Source organism: Clostridium sp. LIBA-8553 (assembly GCF_057782465.1).
In genome coordinates this window covers 3487747-3513434 of record NZ_CM173489.1, presented here as the reverse complement: position 1 = coordinate 3513434, position 25688 = coordinate 3487747, and the positions used below count along the sequence as shown (strand labels likewise).

Genomic DNA, 25688 nt, shown 5'->3' with positions numbered 1-25688 from the left:
TTACCTGGCAACCACCTACTCTCCCACACAGTCTCCCGTGCAGTACCATCGGCCTCAATAGGCTTAACCTTCGTGTTCGGAATGGAAAACGGGTGTTACCCTAAAGAGCATCATCACCAGATGACATGTATATGTTATCAAATCTAAAATAATTTGTCAACATATTTTTTGAAAGTTTTTGTTCTTTCAAAATTGCACATATTTAATTTACTATATTTGGTCAAGCCCTCGATCTATTAGTATCGGTCAGCTGAACATGTTACCATGCTTACACCCCCGACCTATCAACCTTGTGTTCTTCAAGGGATCTTACTAGCTTACGCTATGGGAAATCTCATCTTGAGGTTGGCTTCACGCTTAGATGCTTTCAGCGTTTATCCATTCCCGACTTAGCTACCCAGCTGTGCTCCTGGCGGAACAACTGGTACACCAGAGGTCAGTCCATCCCGGTCCTCTCGTACTAAGGACAGCTCCTCTCAAATTTCCTACGCCCGCGACGGATAGGGACCGAACTGTCTCACGACGTTCTGAACCCAGCTCGCGTGCCGCTTTAATGGGCGAACAGCCCAACCCTTGGGACCTACTTCAGCCCCAGGATGCGACGAGCCGACATCGAGGTGCCAAACCTCCCCGTCGATGTGGACTCTTGGGGGAGATCAGCCTGTTATCCCCGAGGTAGCTTTTATCCGTTGAGCGATGGCCCTCCCACGAGGTACCACCGGATCACTAAGCCCGACTTTCGTCCCTGCTCCACTTGTGGGTGTCGCAGTCAGGCTCCCTTCTGCCTTTGCACTCTACGAACGATTTCCGACCGTTCTGAGGGAACCTTTGGGCGCCTCCGTTACTTTTTAGGAGGCGACCGCCCCAGTCAAACTGCCCACCTAACAATGTCCTGTGACCAGATTCATGGCCGCCAGTTAGAATTTCAGTACTGTCAGGGTGGTATCCCAAGGATGGCTCCACTAAGGCTGACGCCCTAGTTTCCTAGCCTCCCACCTATCCTGTACAGACAATACCAAAACTCAATGCTAAGCTACAGTAAAGCTCTACGGGGTCTTTCCGTCCAATCGCGGGTAGCGAGCATCTTCACTCGCACTACAACTTCGCCGGATTTACAGTTGAGACAGTGCCCAAGTCATTACGCCATTCGTGCGGGTCAGAACTTACCTGACAAGGAATTTCGCTACCTTAGGACCGTTATAGTTACGGCCGCCGTTTACTGGGGCTTAAGTTCACACCTTCGCTTGCGCTAAGTGTTCCCCTTAACCTTCCAGCACCGGGCAGGCGTCAGCCCCTATACATCAGCTTACGCTTTAGCAGAGACCTGTGTTTTTGCTAAACAGTTGCTTGGGCCTATTCTCTGCGGCCTACTCTCGTAGGCACCCCTTCTCGCGAACTTACGGGGTCAATTTGCCGAGTTCCTTAACTGTAATTCTTCCGCCGGCCTTAGGATTCTCTCCTCACCTACCTGTGTCGGTTTGCGGTACGGGCACTACTTCTCTCTCTAGACGCTTTTCTTGGCAGCGTGGAATCATGTACTTCGGTTCCGTGGAACCTTCCCCATCACGCCTCAGCATTATGAAAGCGGATTTGCCTACTTTCACTGCCTAAACGCTTAGACTAGCATCCAATAGCTAGCACACACTATCCTCCTGCGTCACGCCATCGATAATAACGATGGTAGTGGTACTGGAATATCAACCAGTTGTCCATCACCTACGCCTTTCGGCCTCGGCTTAGGTCCCGACTAACCCTCAGCGGACGAACCTTCCTGAGGAAACCTTAGGTTTTCGGCCTGTGGTATTCTCACCCACATCTCGCTACTGATGCCAACATTCTCACTCGTAACCAGTCCACCGCTCCTTACGGTACGACTTCAGCCCGGTTACGACGCTCTCCTACCGCTTGAACTAAGTTCAAGCCCGTAGCTTCGGTGGTAAGTTTAGCCCCGTTACATTTTCGGCGCAAGATCTCTCGACTAGTGAGCTATTACGCACTCTTTTAATGAATGGCTGCTTCTAAGCCAACATCCTAGTTGTCTTAGAAATCTCACATCCTTTCCCACTTAACTTACACTTTGGGACCTTAGCTGACGATCTGGGCTGTTTCCCTTTTGACCACGGATCTTATCATTCGTAGTCTGACTGCCGAGCTCAAAGTATGTGGCATTCGGAGTTTGATAAGGTTCGGTAAGCGCTATGCCCCCTAGCCCATTCAGTGCTCTACCTCCACTACTCATACTCGACGCTAGCCCTAAAGCTATTTCGGAGAGAACCAGCTATCTCCGGGTTCGATTGGAATTTCTCCGCTATCCACAGCTCATCCCATGCTTTTTCAACAGCAACGTGGTTCGGTCCTCCACGAGGTTTTACCCTCGCTTCAACCTGGCCATGGATAGGTCACCCGGTTTCGGGTCTACGGCATGCAACTAGTCGCCCTATTCAGACTCGGTTTCCCTTCGGCTCCGTACCTTAAGTACTTAACCTTGCTACATACCGTAACTCGTTGGCTCGTTCTACAAAAAGCACCTCATCACCCTCATAAGGGGCTCTGAGCGGTTGTAGGCACACGGTTTCAGGTTCTATTTCACTCCCCTCCCGGGGTTCTTTTCACCTTTCCCTCACGGTACTGCTTCACTATCGGTCATCAGGTAGTATTTAGCCTTGGGAGGTGGTCCTCCCTGCTTCCCACAAGGTTTCACGTGTCTCGTGGTACTCTGGATCATAACTCGTGGTCTTCTCGTTTCACTTACAGGACTATTACCTTCTACGGTGGAGCTTTCCAGCTCTCTTCAGTTACAATAGCCTCCACTTTTATGTTATGTCCACAACCCCGGAAACAAGTTTCCGGTTTGGGCTCTTTCCCTTTCGCTCGCCGCTACTAAGAAAATCGATTTTTCTTTCTCTTCCTCCAGGTACTTAGATGTTTCAGTTCCCTGGGTTACCTTCATTAAGCTATGTATTCACTTAATGATACATGGGGTTTCCCATGTGAGTTTCCTCATTCGGAGATCTTCGGATCTCAGGCTATGTGCGCCTACCCGAAGCTTATCGCAGCTTATCACGTCCTTCATCGGCTCCTGATGCCAAGGCATTCACCATGCGCCCTTTGTAGCTTGACCTATATTAGTTATAGTTCTCATTTTACAAAGAATAGAAATTGGTTTTGCCAATTTGGCTTGTTGTTTCTATAAATTAAATTATGTGCAATTTTCAAAGAACAATTTTGAGAGATAGTCTCTCAAAATTAAACAGAGATATTATCCAGAATTCATTATCATCTTAGTTATCCTAAGATGTATTCCTTAGAAAGGAGGTGATCCAGCCGCAGGTTCTCCTACGGCTACCTTGTTACGACTTCACCCCAATCGCTGACCCTACCTTCGGCCGCTGCCTCCTTGCGGTTAGCTCACGGACTTCGGGTATTGCCAACTCTCATGGTGTGACGGGCGGTGTGTACAAGACCCGGGAACGTATTCACCGCGACATTCTGATTCGCGATTACTAGTAACTCCAGCTTCATGTAGGCGAGTTTCAGCCTACAATCCGAACTGAGACTGGTTTTAAAGTTTGGCTCCACCTCACGGTATTGCATCTCTCTGTACCAGCCATTGTAGCACGTGTGTAGCCCTACACATAAGGGGCATGATGATTTGACGTCATCCCCACCTTCCTCCTGGTTAACCCAGGCAGTCTCGCTAGAGTCCTCAACTTAATGGTAGTAACTAACGACAAGGGTTGCGCTCGTTGCGGGACTTAACCCAACATCTCACGACACGAGCTGACGACAACCATGCACCACCTGTCACCTTGTCCCCGAAGGGATTTCCTCGATTAAGAGTAATGCAAGGGATGTCAAGTGTAGGTAAGGTTCTTCGCGTTGCTTCGAATTAAACCACATGCTCCGCTACTTGTGCGGGTCCCCGTCAATTCCTTTGAGTTTTAATCTTGCGACCGTACTCCCCAGGCGGAATACTTAATGCGTTAGCGGCGGCACGGAGGTGTTGAAACCCCCACACCTAGTATTCATCGTTTACGGCGTGGACTACCAGGGTATCTAATCCTGTTTGCTCCCCACGCTTTCGAGCCTCAGCGTCAGTTACAGTCCAGAGAGTCGCCTTCGCCACTGGTGTTCTTCCTAATCTCTACGCATTTCACCGCTACACTAGGAATTCCACTCTCCTCTCCTGCACTCTAGATAACCAGTTTGGAATGCAGCACCCAAGTTGAGCCCGGGTATTTCACATCCCACTTAATCATCCGCCTACGCTCCCTTTACGCCCAGTAAATCCGGATAACGCTCGCCACCTACGTATTACCGCGGCTGCTGGCACGTAGTTAGCCGTGGCTTCCTCCTTGGGTACCGTCATTATCTTCCCCAAAGACAGAGCTTTACGATCCGAAAACCTTCATCACTCACGCGGCGTTGCTGCATCAGGGTTTCCCCCATTGTGCAATATTCCCCACTGCTGCCTCCCGTAGGAGTCTGGGCCGTGTCTCAGTCCCAATGTGGCCGATCACCCTCTCAGGTCGGCTACGCATCGTCGCCTTGGTAGGCCGTTACCCCACCAACTAGCTAATGCGCCGCGGGTCCATCTCATAGCGGATTGCTCCTTTGGTTAAAAGATGATGCCATCTCTCAACATTATGCGGTATTAATCTCCCTTTCGGGAGGCTATTCCACTCTATGAGGCAGGTTACCCACGTGTTACTCACCCGTCCGCCGCTAATCCGTTCCCCGAAGGAAACTTCATCGCTCGACTTGCATGTGTTAAGCACGCCGCCAGCGTTCATCCTGAGCCAGGATCAAACTCTCAATTTAAAAGTTTAATCTATACTCATATTACTTATAAAAGAATTGCTGGTTTATGTTAATATCTTCTGTTTAATTTTCAAAGACCATTTCTTAGTCGCCCTCAAGCGACTTCTTTATTTTATCACCGCTTTCGAACTTTGTCAACATTTTTCTTCAAAAAACTTTTTTAACTTGTTTCCCAAGTTTTGTTTTTTGTTTGTTGCTGTTCGTCAGCGACAAGTAATATCTTATCACATACCTTCTAATACGCTTTTAAACTCCACTTCATTTTAGTAAATTAAACTCTATTTCCTCTTATTTTCTTATCTTTTCTAATATATTTAATTATTGATACACTAGGTAAAGTTTATATCTCATTTTATCTTTTCTCTACGCTTATTGCCTATTTTTCTTTACCTAAATCTAAAATATCTTCAGAAATTTTATTTTATCAATATTATATTTTATTATATATTTCTCTTAATTTAACTTACTTTTTATTATTTAATTTAATAAACATGTAAATTTCTATAAAAAAAGCTCTGATGCTATAAAACATCAGAGCTAATTTAAAACTATATTAGTTTTCCTCTTCTTTAACTTCTGTAGCTACTTCTTCTGCAATTTCATTTGTACTTTCTAATTGATCCAATAAAGTTGATTCTTCTTCTACTTCTTCATTATCTCCAGATATTTTTGCAATAGTTACTACTGCTTCATCCTCTAGAGTCCTCATAAGTTTAACACCCATTGCAGATCTACTTGTAACTGAAATATCACTTACATTTATTCTTATAGCTACCCCTTGGTTATTTATAAGCATAAGTTCATCATCTTCCTTACATACAGTAGCACCAACAACTTTACCAGTCTTTTCTGATACTTTGTATGTTATAAGACCTATTCCACCTCTATTTTGAACCTTATACTCATCTAAGTTAGTTCTCTTACCATAACCATTTTCACTAACAACTAGTAATCTTTCTCCTTCTACAGCTATATCCATACAAACAGCAATATCACCATCTCTTAAGCTTATAGCTTTAACTCCAGATGCAGTTCTACCCATAGGTCTAACATCTGTTTCATTAAATCTTATAGCATTACCGTCTTGAGTTACAAATATAATATCTGCATCTCCATATGTGATTTTAGCTCTTAGAAGTTCATCACCTTCTCTAAGGTTTAATGCTATCAATCCATTCTTTCTTATGTTCTTAAAGTCTTTTAATGGTGTTTTCTTAACTATTCCTAGTTTAGTTCCCATAAATAAATATCCATCTTCTTGAACATCCTTAAATGAAAGAACAGTTTGTATTTTTTCATCTGCTTCTAAAGGTAATATATTTACAAGGTTTGTTCCCTTAGCAGTTCTTCCTGCATCTGGTACCTCATAAGCTTTAATCTTATAAACTTTACCTTTAGTTGTGAAGAATAATAAGTTTGAGTGTGTTGATGTTACAAGTACATTTTCAACAAAGTCATCTTCTTTTGTTGTCATTGCTTGTATACCCTTACCACCTCTCTTTTGAGCTGAGTAAACATCTGAAGATATTCTCTTAATATATCCAGTATGAGTAAGAGTTATTACAACATCCTCTTCTTGTATTAAATCTTCTATATCTATTTCATTTTCTTGTTTTTCTATTTGAGTTCTTCTTTCATCTGAGTACTTAGCTTTGATTTCTAGAAGTTCTTCTTTTATAACTTCTAATAATCTTTCCTCACTAGCTAAGATTGCATTTAAGTAATCTATTAACTTCATAAGTTCATTATACTCATTTTCAATCTTATCTCTTTCAAGACCAGTAAGTCTTCTAAGTCTCATTTCTAAAATTGCAGCAGCTTGTTTTTCACTTAAATCAAATCTTTCAATAAGTGTATTCTTAGCTATCTCTGAAGTCTTAGAACTTCTTATAATGTTTATAACCTCATCAATATTATCAAGAGCTATTATTAATCCTTCCAATATGTGAGCTCTTTCTTTAGCTTTTTTAAGTTCAAATTGAGTTCTTCTAGTTATAACATCTTTTTGGAAGTTTATATAATGAACTAAAACTTGTTTTAAGTTTAATATTTGTGGTTGATTGTCAACTAAAGCAAGCATTATAACTCCAAATGTATCTTGCATTTTTGTATGCTTATATAATAGGTTTAATGTAACATTTGGATTTGCATCCCTCTTAAGTTCTATAACTATTCTCATACCTTCTCTGTCAGATTCATCTCTTAAATCTGATATTCCAGTAATCTTTTTATCCTTAACAAGATCTGCAATATATTCTATAAGCTTAGCTTTATTAACTTGGTATGGAAGTTCAGTTACTATTATTCTGTGTCTTCCATTTTCTTCTTCAATCTCAGCTTTAGCTCTTACTATTATTCTTCCTTTTCCAGTTTCATAAGCAGCCCTTATCCCTGATTTCCCCATTATTATTCCAGCTGTAGGGAAATCTGGACCTTTAATGTATGTCATTAATTCTAAGCTCGTTAATTCTGGATTGTCTATAAGAGCTATAGTTCCATCAATTACCTCACCTAAGTTATGTGGTGGAATATTAGTAGCCATACCAACAGCTATACCTGATGAACCATTAACTAAAAGGTTTGGATATCTTGAAGGTAATACAACTGGCTCTTTTTCCTCACCATCAAAGTTTGGTGTAAAATCAACAGTATTTTTATTTATATCTCTTAACATTTCAGAAGCTATTTTATTCATTTTAGCTTCTGTATATCTCATTGCCGCTGCTGAGTCTCCATCAACAGAACCGAAGTTACCATGTCCGTCAACAAGCATATATCTTAAAGAGAAATCTTGTGCCATTCTAACTAAAGCATCATAAACTGATGAATCACCATGTGGGTGGTATTTACCTAAAACTTCCCCAACTATTCTGGCACATTTTCTATATCCTTTCTCAGGATATAATCCTAATTCTTGCATTGAATATAAAATTCTTCTGTGAACTGGTTTTAAACCATCTCTAACATCTGGTAATGCTCTACCAACAATAACGCTCATAGCATAGTCTATGTAGCATTTTTTCATTTCTTTATTTATATCTATGGGTATTACTTTTCCCTCATTAAAGCTCATGTACTTCACCTCATATTAGTACTATATATCTAAATTGCTAACATTCTTAGCATTCTTCTGAATAAATTCTCTTCTTGGCTCTACTTTATCGCCCATAAGAATTGTAAATATCTCATCAGCTACCATAGCATCTTCAATATCTGCTCTTAATAATATTCTTGATTCTGGATCCATAGTAGTTTCCCAAAGTTGGTTTGCGTTCATTTCTCCAAGACCTTTGTATCTTTGTACATTAACACTACTGTCTTTTCCACCAAAATCAGCTATTATTTCGTCTGCATCAGCATCTGAGTATGCATATTTTTCTTGTTTACCTTTAGAAATTTTATATAGTGGTGGTTGTGCTATATAAACGTGACCTTGCTCAACTAAGTCTCTCATATATCTATAGAAGAATGTTAATAATAAAGTTCTTATGTGAGCACCATCGACGTCAGCATCTGTCATGATTATTATTCTATTGTATCTTATTTTTTCTATATCAAATTCAGGTCCTATACCTGCACCAATTGCGGTTACCATTGATCTTATAGTATCTGAACCTAAAATCTTATCTAATCTTTGCTTTTCTACGTTCATTATCTTACCTCTTAAAGGTAATATAGCTTGGAACTTTCTATCTCTTCCTTGCTTCGCAGATCCACCAGCTGAGTCCCCCTCAACTATATAAATTTCGCATTCCTTTGGATCTTTTGATGAACAGTCAGCAAGCTTACCTGGTAATGAACTTCTTTCAAGAACTGATTTTCTTGTAAGCTCTCTAGCTCTTCTTGCAGCTTCTCTAGCTCTTGATGCTAATAAAGCTTTTTCTATTATTATTTTACCAACTTCAGGATTTTCTTCTAAGAAAGTAGATATTCCTTCTCCTGAAATTGAATCCACAGCACTTCTAGCTTCACTATTTCCTAGTTTTGTTTTAGTCTGTCCTTCAAATTGAGGTTCAGATATTTTAACAGAGATAACAGCAGTTAAACCTTCTCTTATGTCATCCCCTGATAAATTCTTATCTGATTCTTTTAAATGACCAAATCTTCTACCATAATCATTCATTACTCTTGTTAAAGCTGTTTTAAATCCTGCTAAGTGAGTTCCTCCCTCAACAGTGTCTATATTATTAGCAAAAGTAAATATGTTTTCATTAAATCCATCATGGTATTGTAAAGAAACCTCTACTGAGATTCCATCCTTAAGTCCTTCTACATAAATAGGTTCTTCATGTAGAACTTCTTTATTTCTATTTAAATAGCTTACAAAAGATTTTATACCACCTTCATAATGATATACTTCTTCTTTTATTTCATCTTCTCTTTCATCAATAAGAGTTATGTTTATTCCTTTATTTAAGAATGCTAACTCTCTAAGTCTTTGTGATAAAATTTCGAAATCATATTCAGTTTCTTCAAATATTTCTGGATCTGGTTTAAAGTGAACTTTAGTTCCACTTCCTTCAGCTTCTCCTATTTTCTCTAAACCTGTAAGTACTGCACCTCTCTTATATATTTGTTTCCAAACATATCCATCTCTAGTTACAATTACTTCGCATAATTCTGAAAGAGCATTAACTACAGATGCACCAACACCATGTAATCCACCAGATACCTTGTATCCGCCCCCTCCGAATTTACCTCCTGCGTGTAGAACTGTCATGATAACTTCTACAGTTGGTTTTCCCATCTTTGGATGGATTCCTACTGGCATACCTCTTCCGTCATCAACTACAGTAATTGAATTATCCTTGTGTATGTAAACTTTTATATTCTTACAGTATCCTGCTAACGCTTCATCAATACTGTTATCAACAATTTCGTAAACTAGATGATGAAGACCTCTAGAACTAGTACTACCAATGTACATCCCTGGTCTTTTTCTTACAGCTTCTAATCCTTCTAAGACTTGAATCTGACTAGCATCATAATTTTGATTGTTTTGCTCCAACATATAACTCCTCCTATATAGCAGCAATTTAACTTTTATAGGGTCTTCCGTGAATAATCTCAAACAACTTAGTTGAAATTCCTTCAATCCTCACACTTAACGTAAACATTATTTAAGAGCTATTAATTTAAAGGCTATGGGTTAACCCTTCCCAAATAAATGTGGCAATCCTATATTTATAAAAACTTTAAAAAATAAATCTTAAGTTAATAACCTCAAGTTTATCTTAATTCAAAAGTTTAAGGATTATAATTAATATCTGTACGCTTTGTTAATGTAGATGATGAAATAGGTGAAAGATATACTTTACTCATTTTATCTATCTCAGCTATAACAAAAGATTTTGGCTTTTCATCTGTAATTCTTTCAACGAATCCATCCTCTTCAGCCATTCTTAAGAATTGTATAGTATCTGAACTATACATAGCAGTTTGAATATCAAATATTCCTATAACATCTTTAACTGGAACTACTACATTCTCTCCTAAATGTAAAAACACAAATACTCCTCCTTTAACATTGAATACGTCCATTTATAACTCTAAATACTTTTGAGTTTTCATCTAAATAACTGGTTAAATCCTCTATTCCTGTACATGTTATTACTGTTTGTATGTTTTTTATAGATGTTAAAACATATCTTTTTCTATTAAAATCTAACTCTGACAATACATCATCTAATAATAACACAGGATATTCCCCTGTTATTTCTTTTATTATTTTTAAAGATGCAAATTTTATTGTTAATACACTAGTTCTTTGTTGACCTTGTGAACCATAAATCTTTGCATCTATATTATTTAAATATATATTAAAATCATCTCTATGCGGACCTATAGATGTTGCTCTTTTATCTATATCCTTTTTTCTATTTTGTTCTAATAGCTTTATCATAGAATCTTTAATATTATCTAAATCTTTTACAGTTGAAATATATTTAAATTCAATCTCTTCTTTTCCTGAAGTTATTTCTTTGTGAATTTCTTTAGAATATTTGTTTAACTGTTTAATGTAATTTAATCTTGTCTTAATAATATTCTCTCCATATTGAGCCAATTGTATATCATATATATCTAACATTTCTTCATTTACATTTTTATTTTTAAGAACTAAATTTCTTTCATGTAAAACTTTATTGTATTGAACTAAATTATGATAATATCTTCTATTTAACTGACTAAGCTCCATATCAAGAAACTTTCTTCTTATTCCAGGAGATTCTTTTACTATTTTCAAATCTTCTGGAGAGAACATAACAACGTTAAACGTTCCAATTAATTCTCCAATTTTACTTATCCTTATTGAATTTATGCTAATAGCTTTTTTTCCGTCTTTTAAAATATTCACATCTATGATTTTATCTAATCTATCTTTATGAACATCTAACCTTATAAAAGCTCTGTCCTTATTCCACTCTATTAGCTCCCTGTCTTTATTGGTTCTATGGGACTTAGCAAATCCACAATAATATATTGCTTCTATCACGTTAGTTTTTCCCTGTGCATTATCACCTATAAAGACATTTACATTCGGACAAAGCTTGATTGATAAATTTTCATAATTTCTATAATTAATTAATTGCAAACTTTTTATATACATAAAAACACCTATATTTAATTATACCATATTCTTATGTTCTTTAGGCTATGTATCTTTAAATTAACTTATAAATTTCACCATTGAACTCTACAGTATCATCAATTCTTAATTTTTTTCCTCTTTGAGTACAAATCTCTCCGTTAACTAAAACTTCTCCATCCATTATGAACATTTTAGCTTCTGATCCTAAGCTAACTGCTCCACACCATTTTAAAAATGAATCTAACTTTATAAATTCTGTATTAATTTTTACTTCTTGCATAATTATTCACTCAATGTATATTAAAAATAAATACATTGTTTCTCCTTTCAAAAATAAAATAAAAAATAGTCTATGGTGAGTTTAGTAATACTAAACTCACCATAGTTATAAAATAAATTTAAATTATCTTGCTATTCTTACTGGTAAAACTAGATATTCACACAAATCATTGTTTTTATTTCTAATAATACAAGGAGATATACTACTTGTCATTCTTAATTCTATTTTATCCTCTTCCATATTTTTTAAAACATCTAAAAGGTATTTTGAGTTGAATGCAATTTGTATTTCTTCTCCTTGCAATTTTATAGTAACTTCTTCTCTAACTTTTCCTAATTGAGAATTAGATGTGATTACTATGTTTTCATCAGTTATATCAAACTTAACTAAATTACTATTTCCTTCTTTAGCCATAAGTGATGCTCTTTCGATACCATTTTGAAGTGATTGTTTATCTACTTCAATCTGTAATTTATGTTCTTTTGGTAATAAAGCATCGTATTTTATAAATTCACCTTCTAATAATCTAGAAATTACTTTTGTATCTCCCATATTAAATAATATATGATTTGGAGTAAATGTAATATTAACTATTTCATCAGAGTCTTCTAATATCTTAGCAACTTCATTTAAAGTTTTTCCTGGTATAACAGCATTGATTGTATTGTTAGTATCTATATCTTCTGTTCTTATTGCTAGTCTATATCCATCTAAAGCTACTAAGTTTAATTTAGAATCTTTAATTTCGAATAATATTCCTTGAAGAATAGGTCTTGTTTCATCTTGAGCTATAGCAAAAGATGTTCCTTTTATCATATTCTTAAGAATTCCTTGATTTATTGAGAAAATCATATTCTCATTTATTTTAGGTAAACTTGGGAAGTCTTCTGCATTCATGTGTAATAAATCAAAAACAGACTTTTGACATGTTATTCTTATAGCTTCTTCTGAAACTGTTTCTATTTTAATTTTATCATTAGGTAACTTTCTTATTATTTCTCCAAAGATTTTAGCATCAACAACTAATTTACCTGGCTCAGTAACTTCTGCTTCAAATTTAGTCTCTATACTAACATCTTTATCTGATCCTATTATAGTTACTATATTTTCTGAAGCTTCTATGTATAGACCTTCTAATATAGGCATTGTTGATTTTCCTGTTATAGCTTTTTGAGCTATAGCTATAGATTCTTGTAGTTTATTTTTATCGCATGTAAATATCAAAATTAAAACCCTCCTTCTAGGACTTATTCACATAAGTTATACACAGTGTGAATTTTTGTATAATAGATATATTAATAGATAATATATATAATAATAATAGTAATAGTACCTGTGGATTTGTGGATAAACCTCGGAACCTTTTATATATCAAGACTTACAGAGATTTTTTGCTTGTGGATAACCTGTAGATTACTGTGAACAATTATCCACAATAAAATAACAGGTAAAAAAACAATAAACATAATAATTCACAGGTTATCCACAGATATTATACAGTTATTATGTACTTTGTTAATTACTTTTGAGTAAGCTTTTTGGTAATGTCGTTTATCATACTTTGTAGACCTTCATCAGTCTTTAAATTCTCAGAAATTTTTTCATAAGCATGAATTACTGTAGTATGATCTCTTCCACCGAATTCTTCACCTATTTTAGGTAAAGACATATCTGTAAGTTTTCTGCTTAAATACATAGCAATCTGACGAGGATAAGCTATATTTCTAGTTCTTCTTTGTGATTTTAAATCATCTATTCTTAAATTATAATAATTTGCTACAGATTCTTGAATAGTTTTTACTGTAACTGGAGCACTTTCTTTATTAGATATTATATCTTTAAGTGCTTCAGAAGCTAAATCAACGCTTACATCTCTATTAGTTAAAGATGAATAAGCTATTATTCTTATAAGTGCGCCTTCTAATTCTCTTATATTTGACTTTATTTTAGTAGCTATATATACCATAACTTCATTTGGTACATTTAGCCCTTCAACATCAGCTTTTTTCTTTAGTATTGCCATTCTAGTTTCGAAATCAGGTGCTTGAATATCTGCGATTAAACCCCATTCAAATCTAGATCTTAATCTATCTTCTAATGTAGGAATTTCTTTTGGGGGCCTATCTGATGATAGGATTATTTGTTTATTCTCTTCATGTAATGCATTAAAAGTATGGAAGAACTCTTCTTGAGTACGTTCCTTTCCAGCTATGAATTGAATATCATCTATTAATAAAACGTCGACTTTTCTATATTTATTTCTAAATTCTTCGTTTTTATCATCTTTAATAGCATTAATAAGTTCATTAGTGAATTTTTCAGATGACACGTAAACTACTTTTGCCTTAGGATTTTCTTGAAGAATATAGTGTCCTATAGCGTGCATTAAGTGAGTCTTTCCAAGTCCAACTCCTCCATATATAAATAAAGGATTATAGGCTTTAGCTGGTGACTCAGCAACGGCTAAAGACGCTGCATGAGCGAAACGGTTACTATTACCGATGACAAAAGATTGAAATGTATATTTAGGATTTAGTGTAGCAGACATTTCATCGCTTACAACTATAGAGCCATCGACCTCATTTGTATTCTCTTTCTTTTCTTCTTTTTGTCTTTCTTCATTCTCTTTCTCTTCTTCTAAATCAGATTCAAGGTAGAACTCTATTTTAAATCTTCTAGATGTAACTATCTTTAAAGCTTGAATTAATAAGTCCTTATATCTTGTATCTAGAATCCCTTTAGTGAATTCATTAGGAACAGAAAGTTTTAATGTGTTGTCTGACATTGATATAGGAGTACAGCTCTTAATCCAAGTATTAAAGCTGATTTCAGAGATTTCTCCTTTTATTATGTTCAACGCTTGTTCCCATAGATTATTTAGTTGGGTATCCATCTTCTATCCTCCAATCATAAATGATTTTAAATTTTAGTTATGCACATATAATTAACATATTAGATTATTGCTCTACATGGTGTGAATAAATTTATTAACAGCCTGTTGATATTGTGGATAATTTTTATTCAAAAAAATATATCAACAAGAAGTATAAACAAGTATTGTTGAAAATTTAGAACATAATAAACCGTTGAAATAACGGGATTACAAAGAATATGTATATAATAGAATATAAAGAATATACAAGTTATCAACAGGGTTATTCACAAGTGTGGATAAGTTGTGAAAGGAAATAAAGTTATTCACAATGCATTAATATGATAACATAAAGCAACAGGGGTATTCAATAAGTTATCCACAAAAATAACAGCTGTTGATAACTTATTTTGTGAAAAACTTATAAGAATTTAGAAATAGGTAAATATATATACAAGCTCTGTTGAAATTTAAAATTTTAACAGAATTGAAAAGTAAGATATTATGAATTTATATAATAAAAAGAGGAAGAGAATTATAGAATTCTAAAAGTTAATAACAATTGTTATTTATTTTGTGGATAACTTTATAACTATAGTTATAAAGTTGGGATTAAATTAAAGAAATAAGTTTATTTATCTATAATATATAGAAGTAAATCATAGGAGATAAATTTCTTTATATAAAAAAAGGAGAGATAAGTAATTAAATTACTGTATTAAGGATAAAATAATAGAATATTTTAGTAAACTATTTTCTAGTATATTAAAGAAGCTTTTTTATAGTAAGTTAAAATTAAGAGATTAATTAATTTTTATTTATATATTTTACAAGGAAAATAAGGTAGACATAACAAATCTTTAAGTGAGTTATTTTCTTGACAGAGCGCAACTTGAAAGATATAATTAAACAGTAAAACCTAAATTAGCGAATAAGTAAAAAAGCTTTTAGCTTTTTACTAGAATAAAATATTGGTTGAAGGGGGTGTATTTAAATGTTCATGACATATCAACCTAAAAAGAGACAAAGAAGCAAAGAGCATGGTTTCAGAAAGAGAATGAAAACTAAATCTGGAAGAAATGTTTTAAAGAGAAGAAGACAAAAAGGTAGAAAAAGATTAACAGCATAAGGGCCGCATTTTGTGGCCTTTTTCTGCACCAAAAAGCAGAAAAAAGGAGAGCAAATTTAAATGTTACTAAGTTTAAGAAAGAACAATGAGTTTAGAACAGTTTATAGGAGAGGAAAATCTTATGCTAACGATCTACTAGTTCTTTATGTTTTTCCTAACAGAAAAAATGTTACGAAAGATGGAGAACGTTTCAATAAGGTAGGAGTTTCAGTTAGCAAGAAGGTTGGAAAAAGTGTGGTTAGAAGTAGAGTTAAAAGACTTATACTTGAAAATTACAGACTTAATTCTAGTGAGCTTAAAGAAGGCTATGACTTTGTATTTATTGCTAGAGTTGCTATAAACGGTAAAGATTTTAAGCAAGTAGGAAAAGCCATGAATAATTTAATAAAGAAGGCGGGTCTACGTGATAATGAAAAAATTGTTCATAGTAATGATTAAATTCTATAGAAAATATATTTCACCTTTAAAGAGACCTTGTTGTAGATTTTATCCAACATGTTCTCAATATGCACTAGAAGCAATACAAAAGTATGGTGCTATTAGAGGGGGATTTATGAGTATAGGAAGAATATTAAGGTGTAATCCACTTTGCAAAGGTGGGTATGATCCTGTCAAATAAATATAGACGGTTTAAATATAGGAGGGTAACATATTGCAGAAAATTTTAAAACCGATAACTGATTTATTCACAATTATATTTCAAGCTATTCACGGTTTTGTTGCTTCATTAGGAATCTTCAGTGAAGGTGCGGGATATGTAATGACAATTTTCTTATTAACTTTATTAGTAAGATTAATAGTATTACCATTAAATATAAAGCAAACTAAATCACAACAAAAGATGCAAGAAATACAACCAGAAATAGCTAAATTACAAAAGAAATATAAGAATAATCCAGAAAAAGCTCAACAAGAAATGATGAAGCTTTATAAAGATAATAACGTAAATCCAATGAGTGGTTGCTTACCTTTATTAATACAAATGCCAATATTATTTGCATTATACTATGTATTCTATGGATTAGGAGAATTAAAAGGTATATCATTCTTATGGCTTAAGGATTTATGGGCACCAGATAGAACATTCATATTACCAATATTATCAGCAGTTACAACTTACTTATCATCATTATTAATGACAAAGTCAACTCAAACTCCAGGTGGAGCAGCTCCAGCAGGTGGAATGAATATGACTACTATGAACATAGTAATGGCTGGTATGATGGGTGTAATGTCAATCAATTTCCCTTCAATGCTTGTATTATATTGGGTAATAGGTAACTTAATTCAAATAGCTCAAACATATTTTATAGTTGTTATACCTAAGAAAAAAAGAGAAAAATTAAAAGCTGAAGCTAAAGATGGCAAGTAATTAGATTTTATTTTATTTTTCTAAGGTGGTGAAACAGGGTATGAAGACAATTGAGATTACTGGTAAGACTGTTGAAGAGGCTTTAAAGAGTGCATTAAGACAGTTAGACACTACAGAAGATAAAGTAGAGGTTACTGTTATAGATGAAGGAAGCAAAGGATTCTTTAATCTAATCGGTACTAAGCCTGCTAAGATTTCAGTTACAATGAAAAGAGATAGAATCTTAGAAACTAAGAAGTTTTTAAGTGAAGTTCTTGAAAAAATGAATGTAAAGGCTGAAATTAGTATTGAAGAAAGTAATGACGTAGTTAATATAAATCTTACAGGTCCTAAGATGGGAACCATTATAGGATATAGGGGAGAGACCTTAGATTCACTTCAATATTTAACTAGTTTAGTTGTTAATAAAGCTAAAGAAGATAAATACAAAAGAGTGATTTTAGACACTGAAAATTATAGACAAAAAAGAGAAGAAACTCTTAAAAGATTAGCAAATAAAATTGCTTATAAGGTTAGAAAATCAGGAAGAGTTTTAAAGCTTGAACCTATGAATCCTTATGAAAGAAGAGTTATTCATTCAGAGTTACAGAACAATGATTTTGTTAAAACTTTTAGCGAAGGTGAAGAACCTTACAGAAGAGTTGTAGTAGAGTTAAAGAAATAAAAAAGAAAGCTTAAGGCTTTCTTTTTTTTATCCACAATGACCTATGGATAACTTGTGGATAACTTGTGGGTAATATTAAAAACATAGTCATATCAATGGTTTAGAATGTTGACAAATTTAAAAAATAAGGTGAAAATATACTATTTTCATCTTATTTTTTTATTAAGTATATCATTTAATTTATTGGATAGTATTTTTAAGTAAGTAATCTATTAAGTGATTTAGTAAAAACATAATTTTTTGCCATTAATAATATGATTTAAAATTTTGACTTATTCTATTTTGTTGGGTAAAATCAATATTAGTTCAAATTTCAGAATGTAATTATAAAGGAGGAGCTTATGAAAGAATTCGATACTATTGCTGCTATAGCTACAGCATTAGGAGAAGGTGGAATAGCTATAATTAGAGTATCAGGAAATAAAGCTCTTGAGATTGTAAATAAAATATTCAGAGGAAAAAACGGAAAAGACTTATTAGATATAAAACCATATACTATGAGATATGGTCACATGATAGATGAAAATAACGAAATTATAGATGAAGTTATAGTTAGCTTTATGAAAGGGCCTAGAAGCTTCACAGCTGAAGATACAGTGGAAATAAACTGTCATGGCGGTGTTGTGGCTACCAATAAAGTTTTACAAAACGTAATAAAAGCTGGGGCTAGACTTGCTGAACCAGGTGAGTTTACAAAGAGAGCTTTCTTAAATGGAAGAATAGACTTAAGCCAAGCAGAAGCCGTTATGGATATAATAACTGCTAAGACAGAGCTTTCAATGAAATCAGCTATGACTCAGAGCCAAGGAAGGCTTTCTACGGAAATAAACAATCTTAGAAAAGAAGCTTTAGACATATTAGCTCTAATTGAATATGCTGTTGACTTTACAGAAGATGATGAAGAACCAGATGAAACTATACCTGTTAAGGTAAAAGAAGATGTTATAACTCTTAAAAGCAAAGTAAATAACTTAATAAACACTGCCGATGAAGGTAAGCTTATTAGGGATGGTTTAAGTATGGTTATAGTAGGAAAACCTAACGTAGGTAAATCATCACTTCTAAATGCTCTATTAAACGAAAAAAGAGCAATTGTAACTGACATAGCAGGAACAACAAGAGACGTAATAGAAGAATACATAAACTTAGATGGAATACCAGTTAGATTAGTTGATACAGCTGGAATCAGAGAGACTGAGGATGTTGTAGAAAAAATAGGTGTGGAAAAGTCTAAGGAAAAAATCAATGAGGCTGATTTAGTTATCTTAATGCTAGATACAAGTAGAGAATTAGATGATGAAGATAAAGAAATCATCGACTACATTAAAGACAGAAAATACATAGTACTTTTAAATAAAGTTGACTTAGATAGAAAGTTATCCTCAGAGATTGTGGATAACTTAGAAAATAAGATAGAATTATCTGCAAAAACTGGTTTCGGAATAGATGATTTAAAGAGTAAGATAAAAGATTTATTCTTTAATGGATCAATTGATGCTGAAAGTTTAATGGTAACTAATACAAGACATAAGGAAGCATTATATAGAACTTCTGAGAACTTAGAGGGAGCATTAAATGGTCTTAATAACAATGAGTTTTTAGATTTAGTATCAATTTATGTAACATCTGCTTTAAGAGCTTTAGGCGAAATAACTGGAGCAGAACTAGAAGAAGACTTAGTAAACAAAATATTTGCAGAATTTTGTTGTGGAAAATAGGAGAATGATGAAATATGAGATATAATGCAGGAAGTTATGATATAGTTGTTATAGGCGCTGGTCATGCAGGTTGCGAAGCTGGATTAGCAGCAGCTAGAATGGGATGTAAAACTTTAGTTTGTACATTAACATTAGATTCTGTTGCTATGATGCCATGTAACCCTAACATAGGTGGTACTGCTAAGGGGCATCTAGTTAGAGAAATTGATGCTTTAGGTGGAGAAATGGGGGTAAATATAGACCATACATTTATCCAATCTAAAATGCTAAATACATCAAAGGGACCTGCAGTACACTCTCTAAGAGCACAAGCTGATAAAAAGAAATACCAAGAAAGAATGAAAAAGGTTTTAGAAAATCAAGAAAATCTTCACTTAAGACAATTAGAAGTAGTTAGCGTAGAAGTTGAAGATGGAAAAGTTAAAGGTGTTTTAACTAAAAATGGTGCATTTTTTGAGTGTAAAGCTGTTATAATGACAAGTGGAACATATTTAAAAAGTAGAATAATAATTGGGGATGTAAGCTATAGCCAAGGACCAAATGGGCTTAGCAATGCTAATGAACTTTCACAATCCCTAATAGATTTAGGAATAGAACTTAGAAGATTTAAAACTGGTACTCCAGCTAGAATAAACAAGAGAAGTGTTGATTTCTCTAAGATGATAGAACAACCAGGAGATGAGGAAATAGTTCCTTTCTCATTTATAAGTGAGAATATAGATAGAGATCAGGTTTCATGTTGGTTAACATATACTAATGCTGAAACACATAAGGTAATTCAAGATAATATACATAGATCTCCTATGTATAATGGAAGTATAAAGGGTGTTGGACCAAGATATTGTCCATCTATAGAAGATAAGGTAATGAGATTCCAAGATAAAGAAAGACATCAAATCTTCATAGAACCAGAAGGTGACGATACTCAAGAAATGTATGTTGGAGGGATGTCATCATCTCTTCCAGAGGATGTTCAAGTTCAAATGATAAAGACAGTTCCAGGTCTTGAAAATGCCGAAATTATGAGAACTGCGTATGCAATTGAGTATGATTGCATTGATCCAACACAATTAAAGGCTTCATTAGAATTTAAAAACATAGATGGATTCTTTAGTGCTGGACAAATTAATGGTAGTTCAGGATATGAGGAGGCTGGTTCACAAGGTATCGTTGCAGGTATAAATGCAGCATTAAAAGTTCAAGGAAAAGACCCTATGATACTTACAAGATCAGACGGATATGTTGGAGTTTTAATTGACGATTTAATCACTAAGGGAACTAATGAGCCTTATAGAATGATGACATCAAGAGCTGAATATAGATTAATATTAAGACAAGACAATGCTGATTTCAGATTAACTGAAATAGGATATAAAGTAGGATTAGTTAGTGAAGAAAGATGGAATAAGTTCCAAGAAAGAAAGCAAAGATTAGAAGCGGAGCTTGAAAGACTTAAAGAGCTTCAAATAACTAATAAAGCAGAAAATAATGAGAAAATAGTTGAATTAGGTTCAACAGAACTTAAAAAACCAATAAGAATGTATGAGCTTATAAAAAGACCAGAGTTAGATTATTTTTCATTAGCTTGTTTAGATCCTGAAAGACCTGATTTACCAAAGGATATTGGAAATCAGATAAACGTAATGGCTAGATATGAAGGATATATACAAACTCAATTAGAACAAGTAGCTCAATTTAAGAAATTTGAGAAGAAGGTTCTTCCAGAGGACTTAGATTATAATGATGTTAATAGTTTAAGAATAGAAGCTATTCAGAAGCTAAATAAAATAAGACCTTTAAATATAGGTCAAGCTTCAAGAATATCAGGGGTATCCCCAGCTGATATATCAGTTCTGTTAATATTCTTAGAGCATTATAGAAAAACTGGAAGAAATACTGAAAATTAAAAGTTATTCAGAAGTTTTCAACAGCACCTGTGGATAAGTCTTGAAAAAACTTTGAAAGGTGCTGTAATACCACTTTTAAAAAGTTATCCACATGTGGATAACTTTAGTTTTTTAGTAGAAAATAAAATTATAAGATAAATTATTTATACTCTTAAGGTTTTGGAGGATTAGGAATGCAATATTTTGATTTAATGAAAAAAGCTTGTGATAGTGTTGGGATGGAATTTAATGAAGACAAGTATCAAAAATTTATGCTTTACAAAGATTTATTAAAAGAATGGAATGAAAAAATAAATCTTACAGCTATAACAGAGGATGAAGAAATAGTAAAGAAACATTTTATAGATTGTATAAAAGCTTTTAAGGCAGATGAATTTAAAAAAGCTAAAACAGTAATAGATGTTGGAACAGGTGCCGGATTTCCAGGGTTACCTATAGCTATTATGAGGGATGATGTAAATGTTACCCTATTAGACTCATTAAATAAGAGAATAAACTTCTTAAATGAAGTTATAAATAAATTAGGCTTAAAAAATGTTGAGACTATACATTCTAGAGCTGAAGATGGTGCAAGAAAAAAAGAATTAAGAGAAAATTTTGATATTGCTACATCAAGAGCTGTTGCTAATATGTGCGTACTAAGTGAGTTTTGTATTCCATATGTAAAGGTAAATGGAAACTTTATAGCTTTAAAAGGACCAAATATAACAGAAGAGTTAAATGATTCAAAAAATGCTATTGGAACTTTAGGTGGTAAGCTTGAAGGAATAACTGAGGTTGAAATTGAAGGAACAGATTTAAATCACAACTTAGTAATAGTAAAGAAAATAAAAAGTACACCAAAAACTTTCCCTAGAAAAGCAGGTAACGTAACTAAAAAACCATTAAAATAAAATAATAGCCAAAGGAAAAAGTGAAGAGCTCTATCAACTTTAAAATTTAATTAATTAGTTGAGGAGCTTCTTAATAAATTAAACTTAGATTTTTATGAAAATAGTTTAATTTAAACTTTTATTATTTAAATATACATAAATGGGGATAGGAGTTAGAGATGGGGAGAGAGATAATACATATAAGAGTTGAGGATATAGTGCCTAATATCTATCAACCAAGAAAATATTTTGATGAAGAGGCATTAGTAGAATTATCTAATTCAATAGTTAATCATGGTATTATTCAACCTTTAACAGTTAGAAAAATTGGTGATATATATGAATTAGTTGCTGGAGAAAGAAGATTAAGAGCTGCTAAATTAGCAAGTTTAAGTACAGTTCCATGTACTGTTGTAGATATAACAGAAAAAGAATCTGCTGAAATTGCTTTACTTGAAAATCTTCAAAGAGAGGATTTAAATTTTATAGAGGAAGCGGAAGCTTACTATAACTTAATACAAGATCATAATTTTACTCAAGAGCAATTAGCTAATAGAATGGGTAAAAAACAATCTACTATAGCCAATAAATTAAGATTATTAAAATTAAGTAATAAAGTAAGAGAAATTTGCTTGCAAAATAATTTAACTGAAAGACATGCAAGAGCTTTGTTAACTTTACCGGAAGAAAAAATTCAATTAAAAGTTATAAAAGCTGTTGTAAAAAAAGGATTAAATGTTAAAGGTACAGAAGAACTTATTAATAAGGAACTTTTAAAATTGGCAGGAGAAGAATTAAATTCAAAAGGAAAGAAAAAAATACTAGGTGTTTTTCCAACAAAAATATATGTTAATTCTATAAAACAAGTTTTTGATAAGTTTAAAATTCCAGCAGAATATAAATCAAAAGACTGTGGAGAATATGTTCAAATAACAATTAATATACCAAAGGATAAAAAATAGGAATGTTTCACGTGAAACATTCCTATTTTTTTATTTTTTAATTAGAAATAACCAATAGTATCTTTTATTATGTAATGTAAAAATATATAATAAAATAGATGTGTTAGAAGGGAGGTGGATGTTCAAGAATAAGATATTCTTGGATAAGTTTAATGAAAACTATTTGTGTTTTTAATCAAAAAGGTGGAGTTGGAAAAACAACAACAAATATAAATATATGTTCTTACCTAGCAATGCAAGGATTTAAAGTTTTAGCTATAGATATAGACCCTCAAGGGAATACAACAAGTGGATTAGGTATAGATAAAAGAAAATTGGACAAGTCTATATATGATTTACTAACTGCAGGTGAAGATATAGAATCAATAATGATGAAAAGTGAATTAGTTGAAAATCTTTATGTTGTTCCAGCAACAATGGAATTAGCAGGTGCTGAAGTAGAAATAATAGATAGAAAAGATAGAGAACATATAGTTATAAATCAAATAAATAAAATTAAAGATAAATTTGATTACATATTTATTGATTGTCCTCCATCTTTAGGTGTTCTAACTATTAATGCTCTAGTTGCGTCTCAAAGTGTTTTAATACCAATACAAGCGGAATACTATGCTTTAGAAGGGGTAGGGCAATTAATAAATACAATAAATTTAGTTAAGAAATCTCTAAACAAAGATCTTGATATTGAGGGTGTAGTGATGACTATGTATGATTCAAGAACTAACTTAAGTACAGAGGTTTATAAAGAAGTAAAAGAATACTTCAAAGATAGATTATATGAAACAACTATTCCTAGAAATGTTAGGTTAGCTGAAGCTCCAAGTTTTGGGTTACCAATATGTTTATATGATGAAAAATGTAGGGGAGCTAAGTCTTATGAAAAATTAACTGAGGAATTCCTAAAAAGACAGGGAGTGAATATAGATGGCTAAAAAATTTGGGTTAGGAAAAGGATTAGGAGCCTTAATACCAGAAGATGATAATATTAAGGAAGAAAAAGAAAAGAAAAATGGAATAATAAATATTGAACTTAAAGAAATAAAGGCTAATAAGAAACAGCCTAGAAAATTCTTTGATAATAATAAATTAAAAGAATTAGCTGAATCTATAAAAGAACACGGTATAATCCAGCCTTTAATCTTAAAGAAAGAATCTAAAGGATATTCAATAATTGCAGGTGAAAGAAGATATAGAGCTGCTAAAATAGCAGAGTTAACAGAAGTACCTGCTCTAATAATGGATATTTCAGATGAAAAACTTCTACAAATATCTTTAATAGAAAATATTCAAAGAGAAGATTTAAATCCTATAGAAGAAGGATTAGCATATGAAAGATTATTAAAAGAGTTTGCCTTAACCCAAGAAGAACTTTCTAAAACTATAGGAAAATCAAGAACTACAATAACTAATACAATGAGACTATTAAAGTTAGATGATAGAGTTAAAGAATATGTGATAGAAGGTGTTATTTCAGAAGGACACGGAAGAGCTATCCTACCTTTAGAAAATGATGCACAATATGAAATAGCTCAAAAAATAATTGATAATTCTCTTTCGGTTAGAGAAACAGAAAAGTTAGTTAAAAGAATTTTAAATGATGTAGTTGAAGAAAAAACATCAGAAAGAAGAAAACCACTTAATCCATATTATAAAGATGTTAGAGATAGACTTCAGGATCATTTTGGAACTAAAGTTAATTTAAACGCTAATAAGAATAAAGGTAAGATAGAAATAGAATACTATTCAGAAGAAGACTTACAGAGAATACTAGACATTATAAATATTTAAAAATGTTTCACGTGAAACATTTTAGGAACATGAAGGGATGATAAATTACATGGAGAATGTATTAAATATACTAACACAGTATTCAACTTATATAACAATAGGATTAATAGTATTAGTTTTAATCCAATTTATACTATTGATAGTAGCTTTCAGAAGCTTAAGTAAAGTAGAAAAGAAATTTAGAAAAATCATGAGAGGAGTTAATAATAAGAACTTAGAAGAGCTTATTAACTCTTATTTAGACAAGGTTGAAGAAGTTGAAAAAAACTCAGCAGAAACAGTAGAAACAAATAAAATTCTAAAAACTCAACTTGAAAAATGTACTCAAAAAGTATCTGTTATAAGATATAAAGCTTTCGAAGATGTTGGAAGTGATTTAAGTTTCTCAGTCGCTTTACTAGATGGAGAAAATAATGGAGTTATTTTAACAGGAATATATGGAAGAGATTATAGCACAACATATGCTAAACCGATAGATAAAGGAATATCTAGATATGATTTATCAGAAGAAGAATTACATGTTCTAAATGCTGCAATGAATAAATAAATCATAAAGATATACTCATTAAATAAGAATAGGTTATATTAAAACAGCTTTTAAATTTATTAGTTGGTTTTAATATAGCCTATTTTTTATGGGTTAAACAAAATGTTTCACGTGAAACATTTTGTCTTTAGAAAAATTATATTTTACTAAGTGAGTGTGTAAAATAT

19 protein-coding genes and 3 rRNA genes are annotated in these 25688 nt (G+C 33.1%); 12 read left to right on the top strand and 10 right to left on the bottom strand.

The window, feature by feature from the left end:
- Positions 1 to 2 precede the first annotated feature (2 nt).
- The 10 genes from rrf to dnaA all read right to left on the bottom strand — a co-directional run bounded on the left by rrf (position 3) and on the right by dnaA (position 14583).
- Positions 3 to 121, bottom strand: a 5S ribosomal RNA gene (gene rrf, locus AC2JAQ_RS16040).
- 95 nt (positions 122 to 216) lie between these two features.
- Positions 217 to 3121, bottom strand: a 23S ribosomal RNA gene (locus tag AC2JAQ_RS16035).
- A gap of 187 nt (positions 3122 to 3308) precedes the next feature.
- A 16S ribosomal RNA gene (locus AC2JAQ_RS16030) occupies positions 3309 to 4821 on the bottom strand.
- The 16S, 23S and 5S rRNA genes sit together here, the layout of an rRNA operon.
- Positions 4822 to 5374: 553 nt before the next feature.
- Entirely contained in the window at positions 5375 to 7894 is a 2520-nt protein-coding gene (gene gyrA / locus AC2JAQ_RS16025) for a DNA gyrase subunit A (protein ID WP_488457254.1), read from the bottom strand.
- 21 nt (positions 7895 to 7915) lie between these two features.
- Positions 7916 to 9832: a DNA topoisomerase (ATP-hydrolyzing) subunit B gene (gene gyrB / locus AC2JAQ_RS16020; RefSeq protein WP_488457253.1), complete on the bottom strand. Its 1917-nt coding sequence runs from the start codon at positions 9830 to 9832 to the stop codon at positions 7916 to 7918.
- 236 nt (positions 9833 to 10068) lie between these two features.
- Positions 10069 to 10329 (bottom strand): extracellular matrix regulator RemB, encoded by a 261-nt coding sequence (remB, locus tag AC2JAQ_RS16015; protein WP_003451015.1) that lies wholly within the window; start codon positions 10327 to 10329, stop codon positions 10069 to 10071.
- A 13-nt stretch (positions 10330 to 10342) separates the two neighbouring features.
- Positions 10343 to 11428 carry a DNA replication/repair protein RecF gene (gene recF / locus AC2JAQ_RS16010; protein WP_488457252.1) on the bottom strand — a complete coding sequence of 362 codons (1086 nt, stop codon included), beginning with the start codon at positions 11426 to 11428 and terminating at the stop codon, positions 10343 to 10345.
- Between the two features lie 55 nt (positions 11429 to 11483).
- Positions 11484 to 11690, bottom strand: coding sequence for a S4 domain-containing protein YaaA (gene yaaA / locus AC2JAQ_RS16005; protein WP_488457251.1), 207 nt, complete (start codon positions 11688 to 11690; stop codon positions 11484 to 11486).
- Between the two features lie 123 nt (positions 11691 to 11813).
- Positions 11814 to 12914, bottom strand: coding sequence for a DNA polymerase III subunit beta (dnaN, locus tag AC2JAQ_RS16000; RefSeq protein WP_423240344.1), 1101 nt, complete (start codon positions 12912 to 12914; stop codon positions 11814 to 11816).
- A 295-nt stretch (positions 12915 to 13209) separates the two neighbouring features.
- Positions 13210 to 14583 (bottom strand): chromosomal replication initiator protein DnaA, encoded by a 1374-nt coding sequence (gene dnaA, locus AC2JAQ_RS15995; protein WP_488457250.1) that lies wholly within the window; start codon positions 14581 to 14583, stop codon positions 13210 to 13212.
- A gap of 973 nt (positions 14584 to 15556) precedes the next feature.
- Between dnaA and rpmH the strand changes: the two genes are divergently transcribed.
- The 12 genes from rpmH to AC2JAQ_RS15935 all read left to right on the top strand — a co-directional run bounded on the left by rpmH (position 15557) and on the right by AC2JAQ_RS15935 (position 25521).
- Positions 15557 to 15691: a 50S ribosomal protein L34 gene (gene rpmH / locus AC2JAQ_RS15990; RefSeq protein WP_003451019.1), complete on the top strand. Its 135-nt coding sequence runs from the start codon at positions 15557 to 15559 to the stop codon at positions 15689 to 15691.
- A gap of 60 nt (positions 15692 to 15751) precedes the next feature.
- Complete coding sequence (gene rnpA / locus AC2JAQ_RS15985) at positions 15752 to 16129, top strand: ribonuclease P protein component (protein ID WP_488457249.1); 378 nt, start codon at positions 15752 to 15754, stop codon at positions 16127 to 16129.
- Positions 16101 to 16310, top strand: a complete 210-nt coding sequence (gene yidD, locus AC2JAQ_RS15980; protein ID WP_322504935.1) for a membrane protein insertion efficiency factor YidD — start codon at positions 16101 to 16103, stop codon at positions 16308 to 16310. The genes rnpA and yidD overlap by 29 nt, the downstream gene beginning before the upstream one ends.
- A gap of 33 nt (positions 16311 to 16343) precedes the next feature.
- Positions 16344 to 17063 (top strand): membrane protein insertase YidC, encoded by a 720-nt coding sequence (locus tag AC2JAQ_RS15975; protein ID WP_488457248.1) that lies wholly within the window; start codon positions 16344 to 16346, stop codon positions 17061 to 17063.
- A gap of 40 nt (positions 17064 to 17103) precedes the next feature.
- On the top strand, positions 17104 to 17727 hold the full coding sequence (gene jag / locus AC2JAQ_RS15970) for an RNA-binding cell elongation regulator Jag/EloR (protein WP_488457247.1): 624 nt from the start codon (positions 17104 to 17106) through the stop codon (positions 17725 to 17727).
- 341 nt (positions 17728 to 18068) lie between these two features.
- Positions 18069 to 19445, top strand: a complete 1377-nt coding sequence (gene mnmE / locus AC2JAQ_RS15965) for a tRNA uridine-5-carboxymethylaminomethyl(34) synthesis GTPase MnmE (protein ID WP_488457246.1) — start codon at positions 18069 to 18071, stop codon at positions 19443 to 19445.
- Positions 19446 to 19459: 14 nt separating this feature from the next.
- Positions 19460 to 21352, top strand: coding sequence for a tRNA uridine-5-carboxymethylaminomethyl(34) synthesis enzyme MnmG (mnmG, locus tag AC2JAQ_RS15960; protein WP_488457245.1), 1893 nt, complete (start codon positions 19460 to 19462; stop codon positions 21350 to 21352).
- Positions 21353 to 21525: 173 nt separating this feature from the next.
- Entirely contained in the window at positions 21526 to 22245 is a 720-nt protein-coding gene (rsmG, locus tag AC2JAQ_RS15955; protein ID WP_488457244.1) for a 16S rRNA (guanine(527)-N(7))-methyltransferase RsmG, read from the top strand.
- Between the two features lie 158 nt (positions 22246 to 22403).
- Positions 22404 to 23186 (top strand): nucleoid occlusion protein, encoded by a 783-nt coding sequence (gene noc / locus AC2JAQ_RS15950; RefSeq protein ID WP_488457243.1) that lies wholly within the window; start codon positions 22404 to 22406, stop codon positions 23184 to 23186.
- A gap of 152 nt (positions 23187 to 23338) precedes the next feature.
- Positions 23339 to 24118 (top strand): ParA family protein, encoded by a 780-nt coding sequence (locus AC2JAQ_RS15945; protein WP_423240334.1) that lies wholly within the window; start codon positions 23339 to 23341, stop codon positions 24116 to 24118.
- Positions 24111 to 24974, top strand: coding sequence for a ParB/RepB/Spo0J family partition protein (locus tag AC2JAQ_RS15940; protein WP_488457242.1), 864 nt, complete (start codon positions 24111 to 24113; stop codon positions 24972 to 24974). The genes AC2JAQ_RS15945 and AC2JAQ_RS15940 overlap by 8 nt, the downstream gene beginning before the upstream one ends.
- A gap of 49 nt (positions 24975 to 25023) precedes the next feature.
- A complete protein-coding gene (locus tag AC2JAQ_RS15935) occupies positions 25024 to 25521 on the top strand; it encodes a DUF4446 family protein (RefSeq protein ID WP_488457241.1) in 498 nt (165 codons plus the stop codon).
- Positions 25522 to 25688: the final 167 nt, after the last annotated feature.

Coding starts and splice junctions, on each gene's coding strand:
- gyrA (WP_488457254.1), bottom strand. CDS start 7,894: ATGAGCTTTAATGAGGGAAAAGTAATACCCATAGATATAAATAAAGAA.
- gyrB (WP_488457253.1), bottom strand. CDS start 9,832: ATGTTGGAGCAAAACAATCAAAATTATGATGCTAGTCAGATTCAAGTC.
- recF (WP_488457252.1), bottom strand. CDS start 11,428: ATGTATATAAAAAGTTTGCAATTAATTAATTATAGAAATTATGAAAAT.
- yaaA (WP_488457251.1), bottom strand. CDS start 11,690: ATGCAAGAAGTAAAAATTAATACAGAATTTATAAAGTTAGATTCATTT.
- dnaA (WP_488457250.1), bottom strand. CDS start 14,583: ATGGATACCCAACTAAATAATCTATGGGAACAAGCGTTGAACATAATA.
- rpmH (WP_003451019.1), top strand. CDS start 15,557: ATGTTCATGACATATCAACCTAAAAAGAGACAAAGAAGCAAAGAGCAT.
- rnpA (WP_488457249.1), top strand. CDS start 15,752: ATGTTACTAAGTTTAAGAAAGAACAATGAGTTTAGAACAGTTTATAGG.
- yidD (WP_322504935.1), top strand. CDS start 16,101: ATGAAAAAATTGTTCATAGTAATGATTAAATTCTATAGAAAATATATT.
- jag (WP_488457247.1), top strand. CDS start 17,104: ATGAAGACAATTGAGATTACTGGTAAGACTGTTGAAGAGGCTTTAAAG.
- mnmE (WP_488457246.1), top strand. CDS start 18,069: ATGAAAGAATTCGATACTATTGCTGCTATAGCTACAGCATTAGGAGAA.
- mnmG (WP_488457245.1), top strand. CDS start 19,460: ATGAGATATAATGCAGGAAGTTATGATATAGTTGTTATAGGCGCTGGT.
- rsmG (WP_488457244.1), top strand. CDS start 21,526: ATGCAATATTTTGATTTAATGAAAAAAGCTTGTGATAGTGTTGGGATG.
- noc (WP_488457243.1), top strand. CDS start 22,404: ATGGGGAGAGAGATAATACATATAAGAGTTGAGGATATAGTGCCTAAT.
- AC2JAQ_RS15945 (WP_423240334.1), top strand. CDS start 23,339: ATGAAAACTATTTGTGTTTTTAATCAAAAAGGTGGAGTTGGAAAAACA.
- AC2JAQ_RS15940 (WP_488457242.1), top strand. CDS start 24,111: ATGGCTAAAAAATTTGGGTTAGGAAAAGGATTAGGAGCCTTAATACCA.
- AC2JAQ_RS15935 (WP_488457241.1), top strand. CDS start 25,024: ATGGAGAATGTATTAAATATACTAACACAGTATTCAACTTATATAACA.